Source organism: Gottschalkia acidurici 9a, assembly GCF_000299355.1.
In the GTDB taxonomy this organism is placed as follows: Bacteria; Bacillota; Clostridia; order Tissierellales; family Gottschalkiaceae; genus Gottschalkia; species Gottschalkia acidurici.
The window spans coordinates 2,981,077-2,995,761 of sequence record NC_018664.1; the positions used below are offsets into that span (position 1 = coordinate 2,981,077).

General features: G+C 30.1%; 14 protein-coding genes. 3 read left to right on the top strand and 11 right to left on the bottom strand.

Going from position 1 to position 14,685, the window contains the following annotated elements:
- Positions 1–13: 13 nt before the first annotated feature.
- The 8 genes from CURI_RS14145 to CURI_RS14180 form a co-directional block, all read right to left on the bottom strand.
- Positions 14–808, bottom strand: a complete 795-nt coding sequence (locus CURI_RS14145; protein WP_014968955.1) for an MBL fold metallo-hydrolase — start codon at positions 806–808, stop codon at positions 14–16.
- 168 nt (positions 809–976) lie between these two features.
- Positions 977–2,230: a UDP-N-acetylglucosamine 1-carboxyvinyltransferase gene (locus CURI_RS14150; protein ID WP_014968956.1), complete on the bottom strand. Its 1,254-nt coding sequence runs from the start codon at positions 2,228–2,230 to the stop codon at positions 977–979.
- Between the two features lie 166 nt (positions 2,231–2,396).
- Positions 2,397–3,254, bottom strand: coding sequence for a two-component system regulatory protein YycI (locus tag CURI_RS14155; RefSeq protein ID WP_014968957.1), 858 nt, complete (start codon positions 3,252–3,254; stop codon positions 2,397–2,399).
- 46 nt (positions 3,255–3,300) lie between these two features.
- Positions 3,301–4,734 carry a YycH family regulatory protein gene (locus CURI_RS14160; RefSeq protein ID WP_014968958.1) on the bottom strand — a complete coding sequence of 478 codons (1,434 nt, stop codon included), beginning with the start codon at positions 4,732–4,734 and terminating at the stop codon, positions 3,301–3,303.
- 37 nt (positions 4,735–4,771) lie between these two features.
- Complete coding sequence (locus CURI_RS14165; RefSeq protein ID WP_014968959.1) at positions 4,772–5,236, bottom strand: hypothetical protein; 465 nt, start codon at positions 5,234–5,236, stop codon at positions 4,772–4,774.
- 114 nt (positions 5,237–5,350) lie between these two features.
- Complete coding sequence (locus tag CURI_RS14170) at positions 5,351–7,147, bottom strand: ATP-binding protein (RefSeq protein ID WP_014968960.1); 1,797 nt, start codon at positions 7,145–7,147, stop codon at positions 5,351–5,353.
- Between the two features lie 3 nt (positions 7,148–7,150).
- Positions 7,151–7,840, bottom strand: coding sequence for a response regulator (locus CURI_RS14175; protein WP_014968961.1), 690 nt, complete (start codon positions 7,838–7,840; stop codon positions 7,151–7,153).
- A gap of 128 nt (positions 7,841–7,968) precedes the next feature.
- The gene (locus CURI_RS14180) at positions 7,969–8,766 is read right to left on the bottom strand and encodes a peptidase MA family metallohydrolase (RefSeq protein ID WP_014968962.1); all 798 of its coding nucleotides are present in this window, start codon (positions 8,764–8,766) and stop codon (positions 7,969–7,971) included.
- Between the two features lie 126 nt (positions 8,767–8,892).
- Here CURI_RS14180 and CURI_RS16455 point away from each other — a divergent pair, with 126 nt between their 5' ends.
- On the top strand, positions 8,893–9,507 hold the full coding sequence (locus CURI_RS16455; RefSeq protein WP_014968963.1) for a S8 family serine peptidase: 615 nt from the start codon (positions 8,893–8,895) through the stop codon (positions 9,505–9,507).
- A gap of 48 nt (positions 9,508–9,555) precedes the next feature.
- Here the strand turns inward: CURI_RS16455 and CURI_RS15960 are convergent, their stop codons facing one another.
- The 3 genes from CURI_RS15960 to CURI_RS14195 form a co-directional block, all read right to left on the bottom strand.
- Entirely contained in the window at positions 9,556–9,720 is a 165-nt protein-coding gene (locus tag CURI_RS15960; RefSeq protein WP_014968964.1) for a hypothetical protein, read from the bottom strand.
- Positions 9,721–9,779: 59 nt separating this feature from the next.
- Positions 9,780–10,559 carry a polysaccharide deacetylase family protein gene (locus CURI_RS14190; protein ID WP_014968965.1) on the bottom strand — a complete coding sequence of 260 codons (780 nt, stop codon included), beginning with the start codon at positions 10,557–10,559 and terminating at the stop codon, positions 9,780–9,782.
- 119 nt (positions 10,560–10,678) lie between these two features.
- Entirely contained in the window at positions 10,679–12,052 is a 1,374-nt protein-coding gene (locus tag CURI_RS14195) for an MATE family efflux transporter (protein ID WP_014968966.1), read from the bottom strand.
- Between the two features lie 221 nt (positions 12,053–12,273).
- Between CURI_RS14195 and CURI_RS14200 the strand changes: the two genes are divergently transcribed.
- Both CURI_RS14200 and CURI_RS15495 read left to right on the top strand, forming a co-directional pair.
- Positions 12,274–13,881, top strand: coding sequence for a recombinase family protein (locus CURI_RS14200; RefSeq protein ID WP_014968967.1), 1,608 nt, complete (start codon positions 12,274–12,276; stop codon positions 13,879–13,881).
- Positions 13,882–13,914: 33 nt separating this feature from the next.
- Positions 13,915–14,643 (top strand): S8 family serine peptidase, encoded by a 729-nt coding sequence (locus CURI_RS15495; RefSeq protein ID WP_266354005.1) that lies wholly within the window; start codon positions 13,915–13,917, stop codon positions 14,641–14,643.
- Positions 14,644–14,685 lie beyond the last annotated feature (42 nt).

A 14,685-nucleotide genomic window follows, 5' to 3' on the forward strand; every position in this document is an offset into this window, starting at 1 on the left:
ATAGAATGAAACTTTACAACTTGTATACTTTAGTTGCTTTATCCCTAAATGTAACACCTAAAGATATATCATTAGATACATTTATTCCACTTTCATTTAGAATATTTGATACAGTTTGATATGCTAACTCCGGGAAATTATTCTCTCTACTTAAATGTCCTAGTAATACCTTTTCATTATTCCCCATTAATACTTCCTTTAACAAGTTTCCTGCATCATCATTAGAAAGATGTCCTTGTTCGCCAGCTACTCTTTTTTTAAGAAACCAAGGATAGCTTCCCAGTCTAAGCATCTCTGTATCATGATTTGATTCTATTACTAAAAGGTTTGAGTTTTTTATTTTATTTTTTATTTCATGATCTATACAACCTGTATCTGTAACTATACTTATTTTTTTGTCTTTATTATAAAAACTGTATCCGACAGGTTCAACTGCATCATGAAAGACTTTAAATGGTACTATACCTAAGTCTCCTACTTCAAAATCACTATTAGTTTTAAATACTTTTATATTTTCTTCTTTTATCTTTCCCAATTCAGCTCTCATATTATTCCATGTATTTTCATTTGCATATATAGGTATATCAAATCTCCTTGAGAGTATTCCAGCTCCTTTTATATGATCCTTATGTTCATGAGTTATAAGTATACAGTCTATTGTGCTTGCTTCTATTTCTATACTTGAAAGTAACTCTTGCACCCTTTTTCCACTTAGTCCTACATCTACAAGTACTCTTATTTTTTCAGTCTCTATATATTGACAGTTACCACTACTTCCACTAGCTAGCGAACAAAATTTTATCGTCATATTATGCCTCCATCTTTTTCATCTAATATAATAATTATATCATAAAGAAGTCTTTTAATTTTTCTCTAGCTATATCGATTAGACTGGATTTTAATAGATATTCCTTCACCTATCTAGCAATATATTCAAAAAAAATAGAGAGAATAGAATGTGAACCTTTGTTAAAGGCTACTTTTCTATTCTCTCTACTTTTGCACCTAATTTTGTTAACTTCTTTTCTATATCCTCATATCCCCTATATATATGATATGCGTCTTGTACTTCCGTTTCTCCCTCTGCCATAAGTCCAGCTATAACTAATGCTGCTCCTGCTCTTAAGTCGGTAGCTTTTACTATAGCTCCACTCAAGGTATCTACACCTTCTATTACTGCTGTTCTCTCATCTACTCTTATATTTGCTCCCATTTTCTTTAGTTCATCAGTAAATTTAAATCTTCCCTCAAATATATCTTCAGTAACTATGCTTGTACCCTTTGCAATTGTAAGTAGTGAAGTCATAGGTTGTTGTAAATCTGTAGGAAATCCTGGATAAGGAAGCGTTTTTATGTTAACACAGCTCATTTTATCATTTCCTATTACTCTAACAAAATCTCCACCTTCAATAACTTCTACACCCATTTCTCTCAATTTAGCAGTTATTGCTTCTAAATGCTTTGGTATTATATTCTTTACAGTTACATCTCCTTTTGTAGCAGCTGATGCTATCATATATGTTCCTGCCTCTATCTGATCTGGTATAACGTTATGAGTACAACCATGTAACTCTTTTACTCCCGTTATTTTTATTACATCAGTACCTGCTCCTTTTATATCTGCTCCCATAGCATTTAAAAGATTTGATGTATCAACTATATGTGGCTCTTTAGCTGCATTTTCTATTATTGTTGTGCCTTCTGCCATTACAGCAGCCATCATAATATTTATAGTTGCACCTACACTTACCACATCTAAATATATAGTAGTTCCTATCAATCTCTCTGCACTACATCTTATTATCCCGTGGTCTATTTCTACCTTTGCTCCTAGTGCTTCGAATCCCTTTATATGCTGATCTATCGGTCTACTACCTATATCACATCCACCCGGATATGCTATTTCCACTTTTTTAAATCGTCCTAAACCTGCCCCTAATAAGTAATATGACGCTCTAAGTTTTCCTGTTAAGTCATTTAGTGCTCTGCATTCTTTTATATTAGTAGTATCTATATTTACATCTCCATCTTTTACATCTATGTCTGCACCTAATTCTTTCATTATATCCACTAAGCACATAGCATCATCTATTAATGGAAGATTCTCTATTCTATATTTATCTCCTGCTAACAAAGTAGCTGGTATTACAGGTAGTGCTGCGTTCTTAAATCCACTTATTTCAACTTCTCCATTTAATCTAACTCCACCTTGTATAAGTAATCTTGCCATGTGTTTGAACTAACTTAAAGTCAGTTTCTGCCACCTCTCTTTCCTCTATACCTTTTCACTTTAGTTAATTATCAACTTATATTATACTATATTTTTTACTACTATGTATCTATTTTATCAATAAAAAATAGAAGAGCCAAATAGCTCTTCTATAAGTATATCCTAGCTAACTATCTTCTAGAAACGCTTTACTCCCATCTTCAAATACAAATCGCCAAGTTGGAATAGCTTTTCCACCCCTTGCGTCTCTAAACCTATCACTTTTTTCATACACAGTTGGTTTAAAATAATAGCAAACACTTATCTCTTTTATTGTTTTTCCGTAGTACTCTTCTCTTGTTAATATTCTTAATAGTGCTTTAGATGTTGAGGATACACTGATCATGTTGTTACTTTTTTCAATACTATCAACCCAGTATCTCTCAAAAGATATAACTCCTTGATTAGATACTTCTAATATCATGTAAGTTTCTTCTATTACTATATCTTTCAAAACTTTATTATATTCTATTTTATAGATACCATCTTTCTCTTTGGCATATCCTAACTTAAAGTCATCAGTTTTGAACTTTTTTTCTTCTATAAAAGACTTTGCCTTATCTAGAGCCTCTTTTAATAATATGTTTTCTTTTTTAACTCCTTTTTGTTGAAGAAAATAATTTTTATATACTATTTTTTTATTATTGTTCTCCAACCTTAATATTTCATTACCATTTTTATAAGTGATAACTCCATTCTTTTCTTCTTCCTCTACGTATTTCTCTAGAAACCTATCCGCAACAACCTCTGGCTTATACTTCTCGTACTCTATAGATATTACAGGTAAAGAGGGGATCTCTTTTGGTATATCTGTTTCTAATTTTATATCTTTTTCAGAAAGAAGTTTAACTATATCTGTTAAAAAGTCATTATCTGTACTCAAATCATGTTTATTTGAATCTACAACGAATAAAACATATGCTAGAAAGGTATTTGTAATAATAAATGCTATAATTAAGATGTTTTTGGCCTTAGACCAATCCATATATTTCACCATCCAGAATTTGTTTTATATTTTAACATTACGTTTTCTAGCTTTTTACTTCTCCACTATATGCATCAAATACATATTTATCTCCTAATATCTCTATTACCCATACTGGTTGTAATATTTCTTGACCACCAGCTAGATCTCCATAGTATGCTAGATATACATCTGTTATAGAGTTCTTCACCTTATCATTTATATCTTCACTATTAATATCTTTAGTGTTACTATTTATATTTTGTAGATATTTCTCTTTTAAAAATAGAAAGTTATCATCTATAATTTCAAATGCTGATAATATTGGATCACTAGAGTCTCTATATCTATTATTGTATATGTCCATATTGTTCCATATCCTGCTCTTGTATGAGATAACACTTCCGTTTACTACTTCTACCTCTATTTTATCTTGTATATCTTCCCTATTACTCATTACTGTAAATCCATTAAGTTTATATCTAAATGTAAATACGTATCCTTTAGAATCTTCACCATCTAGATTTTTGTTATTTATACTAGATAGATATACATTTTCTGGCCATCCCATATGGTCGGTTATAAAATCTACGGCCTTTTTTAGACTAGAATATAGGTTGTTTTCATTGTTATTCTCAATAGGTCCCATATATTCTAGTCTACCATCTGGATATATCTTTAATATATTGTCTCCATCTATATATATACTTGATCCATTATTCTCTTCTATTTTTTTTATATATTCTATCCCTTTATCAAAAAATAGTTCTGCCATATTATCATCAATTTTCGTTTCTCCATCTATATTATATCTTTTACTTATATGAATTGATGGTATGATATTCTTTGTATTAACTGGTATATAAACATCACTTTTAATTCCTAAGACCTCTTCTAGTTTATAAAAGTTAGTATATTCGCTGTTTTCAAGTTCGTATATTATGCTTTTAAGTCTTTTTAAGTCTATTGTACTACTTTTTATCATTAATCTATCTTTATCATTACTAATAACTATGAATGACTCCTCTGATAGTGAGAAGTATATACTATTTATAGTTTCTATATTTTTGTATATATCTTTTGGAATTTCTATTCCTAGTATCTTTCCTATCATATTGGTATATAATGCTTCCGAGAATTGAAAGTTAATAGATTTGTTTGAAGATAGTTCGTTATATTTTTCTTTACTTAGGCGTGATGTTCGTAAATTCTTATCATTAAATACGCTATCTAGTGACTTTTTACCTTCATCCCATAAATCATACTCATCTTTAGAATATATTACGGTTCTATTATTTTCACTAAAATTAACTAATATTTTTTGTGGCACTATAACGTCCGATAGCTCATATTTTTTCTTATTTGGGTCATTCACATTTATTTTTTCACGGTGACTTTCTGAACTATTATGCACAGTCCTATCCCATAAACCTTTACTAAAATAAATACTCATAATAACAAGGAAAGCTAGCAATAAAGTTTTTAAAATTTCTCTATTCATTTTATAAGCACCACCTTATTGCTAACTTAGTTAAGTTCTACTTTATTAATTGTTTCAATGTTTCTGTAAACTTTATATCATTAACACTTTCCAGCTCTTTTCTAGCTTTATTTAAGTCAGTTATATAAATATATCTAACTGCTGAATTGGCAGAGTTTACTACTTTTACTTCTATTTTATGTAGCCCTTTTTTAAGTGTCAACTCTTTAGCGAAGTTTCCAGAAGCTCCTATTTTTAAGTCCTCAGACAGTATTAAAACATATCCATCCTTTGGAATATTATTAAAATCAATCTTATCTTTAATTATATTTGACAGGTATGCATCTATTGTTAGATTTGTTCCTTGTTTACCCTTTCCAGAAACTAATACTATATTATTAGTTGTTACTGTTTTATTTTGAGGGCTTATCAATTGAACCGTATCGTTAGCAGCATATGTTGAATTGCTAAGGATTCCTACAGTCAAAAGTACTGAGGCAAAAGCTAATATCTTTTTAAACACAAAATCCCCTCCTTGTTATATTTAAATTATTCCATATATAATTATACACAATGATTATTACAGATATATTACAATGCAATTAAATTTACATTACGAAGCTTGATTTTTCGTACTTTACTTAAAGGGGAATATGATATCTACTCTAGTGCCATGATTGTATTCACTTTGTATTAGAATTTTACCTCCATGTGTTTCTATAATTTGCTTTGCTATAGATAAACCTAATCCTGTACCTCCCAACTCTCTGGCTCTAGCTTTATCTACCCTGTAAAACCTTTCGAATATTCTGTTTAAATCTTCTTTTGGTATTCCTATTCCATTATCTTTAACAGAAATTATTATATTCTCATTTTTTTCACTAGCACTTATTTCTATTTTTCCCTTCTCAGGTGTGTACTTTATCGCATTTGTAATAATATTTAGTAAGACTTGCTCTATTGCATCTTTATCAGCGAATATATTACTAATATTCTCTGGTATGTTCATTTCTATGAGTTGTTTTTTTTCTTCTGAACTCATTTTCACTTTTAGATATATCTTCTCCATAAATTTATTAATATTTATATCTACTTTATTCCAATCTACCTGCTTATAGTCAAAATTTGATAGTTGTAACAGATCTCTAACTATTCTAGCCATTCTATCGCATTCCTCATCTATAACAGATAGAAACTGTATGCTAGTTTCCTTGTCTACATCATTCTCCATTAATGTTTCTGCATAACTTTTTATAGTAGTTATTGGAGTTTTAAGCTCATGAGATACATCTGCGACAAACTCTTTTCTCATATTATCAAGCTTTTGTTGTTCAGTTACATCTCTAAATACTACTATCATTCCGTCTATTTCTTTTTTCTCATCCTCTATAAGAGCATACCTTACATTATATATATTTGAATCTATTTCTACGTTTTCCTGTCCTTCACCATAACCTTTTTCTTTTATATATTTCAAGGTAACTTCTTTATTTAAACTTTCGAATATACTATCATATTTAGAGTTAAGTAGTTTATAATAGGGTGTTTTTATTATATTTGAGACTACTCCATTAGCATGAATTATATTTTCATTTTTATCCACTAATATAACTCCATCTGCCATATTAGCAAATATTATATCCAATTTGTTTTTTTCTCTTGTTAGCTTAGATATTGTCTTTTTAAGTTCTGAGGTAAGATTGTTAAACATGCTAGCAAGTTGACCTATCTCATCATCAGACTTTACTTCAACCACCTGATTAAAGTCTCCCTCTGCCATCTTCTCAGCCTTTATAGTCAAATCATTTATAGGTTCAGTTATACTTCTAGCTATAAAAAAACCTAATACAACAGTAATACCTAATGCCATAGCTGTTGCCTTAAACAAAAGGTTTTTAGACTCCTCTAAAGTTTTATATATATCATTTAAGTCTTTAACCATATATACAATACCCTTAACTTCACCTGTTTCACTTAACACAGGGTATGCTATATGCATACTTTTCCCGCCACTACCATAATCTTCGTTCATTGAGGACTGTGGTTCTCCATATTTTTGACACCACAATACTATATCTTCTCTTATCTGTTTTACATCAAAAGCACTTCTATCTATAGCCTTAGAACTAGTAGTATCTGCCACCACTCTATATTCATCCATAGCATTTATTACATACATCATCTCCGATGATGATATTGGCCATTCTCTTACAACTTTTTGTATATCACCTTTAACCGAGTTTAAATCTTCTGATTGTGATATATCTGTAGAGCTATTTATAAACTTTCGTACACTATTTTCCATGGTGCTAGATATCTGATCTATCTGATACGTCTCAAGCTTCTTTACTATAAAAGTAGTTACTATTAGCATAGCTATAAGTACCAGTAGAAAATACACCGTTATAAACTTCCACCTTATACTTCTAAACATCAATTAGTTCCCCCTAAAGTAGTATCCAACACCTCTTTTAGTTAGTATGTACTTATAGTCACCTAATTCATCCTCTACCTTCTCTCTAAGCCTTCTAACAGTTACATCTACAGTTCTTATGTCACCGTAATACTCATATCCCCATACTTCTTCAAGAAGTTTTTCTCTAGTATATACTTGTTCCGATCTTGTGGCTAAAAACTTTAATAATTCATACTCTCTTAGTGTAAGTTCTATTATTTTTCCACTCTTAGTTACCTCATATTTATTTAAATCTATAACTAAGTCACCTGACACTATTAATTCGTTATTATTAGATGTAGTTAGATATTCTATACGTCTTAAATTAGCATTAACTCTAGCTACAAGTTCCTTCATTCCAAATGGTTTCGTCATATAGTCATCTGCACCTAACTCTAGTCCTAGAACCTTGTCTGCTTCCTCTTCTTTAGCAGTCAACATAATTACTGGAACTTTAATTTGTTGTCTGATTTCTTTAAGAACTTGAAATCCATCTTTCTCTGGCAACATAACATCTAATATTATAAGGTCTGGACAATCTGTCAAAGCCTTATTCACTGCATTTTGTCCATCATAAGCCGTTATAACCTCAAATCCTTCTTTTTTTAAATTAAAATTTAGTATATCTGCTATAGGTTTCTCATCATCTACTACTAAAATCTTTCTATTCATTTAATTCTTCACCTCATATTAAGTTTAGTCTTCCTAAAACTTATCACATGCCTTTACTATACCAAATATCTTGATGTTAATCAATAAAACGAATTGGCAAATATTGTCACAAAAATTAAAAGAACAAGCTAGTAAACTAACTTGCCCTTTTGTATTTTTAGAACTGATTCTATAGTTTTATTAGCATTTTTACCTTCTCCTAATGTGTGTAAAATTCCGTTTATTTTATTAAATCCCCATTCATCTGAGATCTCTTTAACTATATCAAAAGATTCTCTATATGCAACTTCTTGATTTAAATCTTGAAAATCATCATGTAGTGATTTCATAGAAACAGTTTCTTCTTCTGTTAAAGGCTCTCTAATTTCAAATCCTGTTAATTTATATTCTGTATATAATGCCAAACCTTCTGTAAGCCACATTGGATAATTTCCCTTCGTAATATCATCTATTATTAAGTGTGCAAACTCATGAACTATTGGACCTTCTTTTTCATATATATAATTTAAGTTCTCTTTATCATTTATCCACTCTTTAGGATCTAGTATATGAATTACACCACTATAGTAAACCCCTATAGGTGGAACTTCTTCATTTAGATTAGTGTTGTTCATCATTTCTTCACCATTAGGATAGATTATTACTTGAACCTTTCCTTTAGGCTTATATCCATACATATCTGTTACATTTGTATAGTACTTTTCTGATAATTTTGATGTTACAATGGCTTCATCTGTGTCTTCATACTTATATCTTATTATGAAATGCTCAGTTTCCAGCATATTATAATCTTTCACACTTCTCACTATATTTTTTTGACCTACATACTTAAATAATGGATTAAAATATGTTATTAAAGACTCACGAAATACTGTCACTATGAATAATAATATCATTATGGGAATCATTATATATTTTTTTTTCATAATATTACCCCCTTTAAAGTACAGATATGTACCGGGCAATATTATTATAGCATAACATTATGTAAACCTCATTGGTTTTTTTAGAATTTCAATGTCCATATATTATATTTAGGAAGGTGAATTTAAGTGAAAAGATCAAGTAATTTAAGAGTTTGTCCAATTGTAAGTGCAAAATTGACTTCCAGATCTAGAGAGGATATACCTGTTATTGTTAGTGTTAAAGATAACGATAGTGAAAAGTTAAGTAACATGGTATTCAATATGTCAAGTGAAGTTAGACATACACTTCCTCTAGTTGGTGGAGTTGCATGTAGTTTGAATTTAGATGCTATTAACAGACTTTCAAGACATCCTAATATAGAGTACATTTGTTTTGACTCTAAGGTGTTTGCATTACTAGATATAGCAAGTTCAACTGTAAGTGCATCTATTCCTCATGATCTAGGATTCACTGGTAAAGATATTACGGTTGCTGTAATAGATACTGGTGTGGCACCTCACGCTGACTTAGTAAAGCCTAGAAACAGAATTATAGGTTTTAAAGACTTTGTAAATAACAAGACCTCCCCTTATGATGACAACGGTCATGGTACTCATGTTGCAGGGATTATAGCTGCTAGTGGTTCTTCATCAAATGGTAAGTACAGAGGGGTAGCCCCTAATGCAAATATTTTAGCAGTAAAAGCACTAGACGCAACAGGGGGAGGTAATACATCAGATATTGTTTCTGCTATACAATAACAAAAGTAATTATTTTACCAATACTTAACTAAGTGAAGTCCGTTCCCTTTATTTTTTCAGCTTTGATATAAGTATATCATATGCTTCAACTCTTAAATGTTCAGGCAATTTCTCTATTCTCTTCTTTGTTATATCTGCAAATGCTTTCGCCATTAGTTTTTTAGTCTTTTCTTCATCATCTACTTTTATTGTCACTTTTATCTCTTTTGACAATTTATCACCTCCCACACATAATATGTATATGGGAGGTTGTACTATAACGTTAATTTTACCTATTTCTCTAATAACAACTCTGATATAGTTACAAATTCATATCCTTGTTCTTTTAATTTAGGAATTATAGATTTTAACGCATCTACTGTGTGGCTTTCATTTTCATTATGGTCATGAAAGAGTATTATATCCCCATTATGAATACCCGATAATACTGTTTCTACTATATAATCTGTACCTGGACTACTCCAGTCCCTTGTATCCTGATAATAAGTCCATAATACTGTCTTCATATTATTTTCCTTAGCCATTTTTGTTATTTGTTCATTATGTATACCATATGGTGGTCTAAATAGCTTAACCTCTCCTTTAGTTATATCTTTTATTATATTTTGTGTTCTTAACATTTCTTCTTCTATCTTATCTATCTTTGTTTTATCTATATTTATATGACTATATGTATGGTTTCCTATTTCATGTCCCTCGTTTTTTTCCCTTAGTACAATATCAGGATAAATTTCTGCATGCTTTCCCAAAACGAAAAATGTAGCTTTAACATCATGTTCTTTTAAGATATCTAGTATTTGAGGTGTATATACTGGATTAGGTCCATCATCGAATGTAATAGCTACTCTCTTTTTATCTCTAGGTCCATTTTTTACAACTTCATATTTTATATCCTTACTAATTTCCTCTATATCGCTTTGATACTTTTCATATGCAAAGGTTTCTGTATCTTCACCTTTATTCTTTACAATCTTAACCGTGATCAATGAAGCTAAAGCTAATAGCAAACATATTGATAATATGAATGATTTCTTTTTTATAACATTTTTCATACTAATTATAACCCCCTTTCTCAACGTATATGGATATAATAAAAGCATAATAAACAGAAGACTTAATAGATTATTATTCTATTTCTTCCGTTATTATGCTTTTATTAGAATTACAATTATTAATATTCTTGAGATACATTTCTTATCCACTTATTTGAAAATAGTCTTCTTAAAGCTAATGTAGCTTTTGCTATTTCTTCAACCGCTATAAGTGCAACTACCCAGTATACTGGAAGGTTTAAGACAAAAGCTCCTATAATAGATAGCGGTACCCCTATACCATACATAGTCATTATTTCTATATGAAAACTATGTTTCGTATCTCCACCGCCTCTTAGTATACCAATTATCATCATTATATTTACACATCTTAAGGTAAATACAACTGCCACCACATAAAGAATCATTTCTGTATTGTATCTAACAACATCTGATATATCAAATAAAGATACTATAGACTTTGCACTTAAGCCTATAATTATCGATAATATTACTCCAATCACAACAGATATGAAAACAAATTGATATCCATATCTTTTAGCTTTTTCTTCATCACCTAAACCTATTTGCTTTCCTATCATAACTACTGAAGCGCTGGCTAAGCCAAGTATAAGTACTGTAAAGAAGTTTTGAATAGTATTATATATCTGAACAGAAGCTATAGCTTGTGTCCCCATACGTCCGTATACTATTGAATATATTATTATTCCAGATCCCCAGCACAATTCGTTCAATATAACATGTGTAACTACACTATATATTCTCCTTACAAAATCTCTATTAAAGCTTAGTAAGTCAGATAACTTTCCCAATAAAACTTTATTAGTTTTTAACATATAAATACTTAATACTATGGTTTCAAACCCTCTAGCTATAATAGTTCCAATAGCAGCCCCTTTAACACCCATAGCCGGAAACCCTAGTTTACCAAATATAAGTATATAGTTTATAACTCCATTACATATTAAAGCTAAAAAACTTACTACCATTGGAGGTATAGTTCTCTCTACTGATCTTGATGCATTTGCTATACCAAATGTTATAGCTGTAAATGTGTAACTTAGAGAAACTAATTTTAGGTATACACTTCCGTATTTTATAACTTCAGGATCCGTATTAAATATTGAAATAATCGTATTTGAAAATGTGAGTATTCCAGTCATAAATATTAGTGAAATTATAATATTACTAATCAGGCAAACACCCAATACTTTTCTTATGTTTCTCTCTTCCTTCATTCCCCAGTACTGAGATATAAACACTCCACATCCACTACTGAGTCCCACTATCATGATATTAAAAAGAAGAAATATCTGATTTGATATACCTACTGATGCTATCTGTGCTTCTCCTAATCTTCCAACCATAAGTGTATCTAACATATTTATAGAAGATGCTATAAGATTCTGTATAACTACCGGAACTGCTATATAAAATAGTGTTCTATAGTATTCTTTATCCTTAATCATATTACTTATAAAGCCTCTAGTCATTTTTATAATACCCCCTTTTCTAATCCTTAAATATCTTTCTTCCTTTCTAATTATACTATAATTTATATCAATTTACATGAAATAAGATTTTATTAATAATCTTAAAACCCTTAATAATCAATAGCTATATGTTAAAAGAAATTTACCGAAATATAAAATATTTCACAGCTATAATTAATATAAAAAACTCTTATCTCATATATTTATGATGAGGTGAGTTTATGAAAATAGCTATATATTCTCGAAAATCGAGACTTACAGGAAAGGGTGAATCTATTCAAAACCAAATTGAATTATGTAAAGAGTATGCAAATAAGCATTTCGATGTAGATGAGTTTTTAATATATGAAGATGAAGGATTTTCTGGTGGCTCATCTGATAGACCCCAATATCAACTTATGATAAAAGATGCTAAAAAAAACGTTTTCAATATATTAATGTGCTATAGATTAGATAGAATAAGTAGAAATATATCTGATTTTTCTGATACTATAGCAACTTTGCAATCTAATAATATTTCATTTATTTCTCTTAGAGAACAATTTGATACTTCTACTCCTATGGGTAGAGCCATGATGTATATTGCTAGTGTATTTGCACAATTAGAAAGAGAAACTATTGCTGAACGTATAAAGGACAATATGCTAAGATTAGCCCGTTCTGGAAGATGGCTTGGTGGTAACTGCCCTACAGGATATACTTCAGAACCTATGGAGTACTATGATGATAATATGAATAAAAAGACCATGTATATGTTATCGCAAGTTCCTAAAGAACTGTTTATAGTCAAAAAAATATTTAGTAATTATCTAGAGCTTGGAAGCTTAAATCAAGTAGAAGTATGGTCTATTCAGAATAATATTAGAACTCCTAATAATAACTACTTTGATATAACCTCCATAAGAGGAATTCTCACTAATATGGTATATGTAAAGTCCGATAAAAAAATATATGATTATTGTAAAAAGTCAGATATGGATATAGCTTCAGATATATCAGAATTTGATGGGGTACATGGCCTCATGGTTTATAACAAAAATCTTATACGAAAAGGAAAAGCTAATAAACTTCGTCCCACTTCCGAATGGATAGTAGCCGTTGGTAAGCATAAAGGTATTATTTCTTCTGATGACTTTATTAAGGTACAAAATAAGCTTAAGAAAAATAAGCATAAAGCTCCTAAAAAAATCTCTAATAATATAGCTCTTCTTAGTTCATTATTGACTTGTCATAGTTGTAATAGTAAATTAAGAACTACTTATGGTAACAAAAGAAAAGATGGAACTAGACCACACTATTATAAATGCATATTTAAGGAAAAATCCAAAGGTGATGGATGTAATATAAAGAATTTAAATGGTAGTAAAACTGATAGTTTAATTTTAAATGAAGTTAAAAAGATTAGTGTAAACTATAATAGTTATTATAGTTATCTAAAAAGTCAGCGAAATGATATCTTATTTTTAAACTCCTTGTATAAAGATAATTCTAGCTCTATAGAAAAGGAAATAGATAAGTACAAGAGTATGATAAGAAAATTGACGATAACTTTAAGCGAAACTACAGATTCCAGCTCTAGCAAGCACATAATAAATCAAATAGAAGATCTAGATAAAAAAATAGTAAAAGCTACTAATGACCTTAAGGTTTTAAATTCTAAAAGCTCTTTTTCTCCCTCTGATACATCCAGTATACAATTTCTAGAGACCCTTATTGATGACTTTAATTCTGCTATAGATAGTCTTAGTTTCAGTGAACAAAAACATTTATTGTCTTCAATTATAAGTAAAATTTTATGGAACGGGGAAAATTTAGAGGTTCATCTATAGTTCGATTACTTTTATACCTAGATTGACTCTGCTATACAGTGGGTTATAGAAACAAAAGATAAATATAAAACTAAGATATTAAATCTTTCTTTAGGTACACCTGCTAATAACCCGCTAAATTCAGACCCTTTAGTTAGAGCAGTAAATGAAGCTGTAAATGCTGGATTAACTGTTGTTGTTGCCGCAGGTAATAGTGGTCCTAACTCCCAAACTATACTTTCTCCTGGAAACAGTCCATCAGTTATAACAGTTGGTGCTGTAAATGATAGAAGTGCTAATGATAATAGTTATACAATAGCTCCATTCTCAAGTAGAGGGCCAACTAAAGAAGGACTAAGAAAGCCTGATGTAGTAGCTCCAGGGGTAAATATCAATTCATTATCTAGTGCGAAATTAGATCAGTATAAATCTTTGAGTGGAACATCTATGGCAACTCCTGTAGTATCAGGTTGTCTTGCAGTTCTACTTAGTCAGGATAGTAGCTTAGGTTCAAAGCAATTAAAGTCTCAAATTATAAACTCTTGTACTAGTCTTAATGAAAGATCAGAGAATCAAGGTGCAGGTGTAGTTAACTTGAGTAAGCTATTTAAACATAATAGAAAGCCTGTCCTTACACCTAATAAATCACGCCCTTTACCTGATAATGCACGTCCTTTACCTGATAATGCAGACAGTGGTGAAAGAATAAATCAACAAGATTTCATTTCTAGCGGATTAATTTTTATGCTATTCTTAATTCTGCTTTTGATAAGAGTAATATAATAAAAGAAAAAGTCCAAAAAGAAATTTTAAGTTTAAATCATT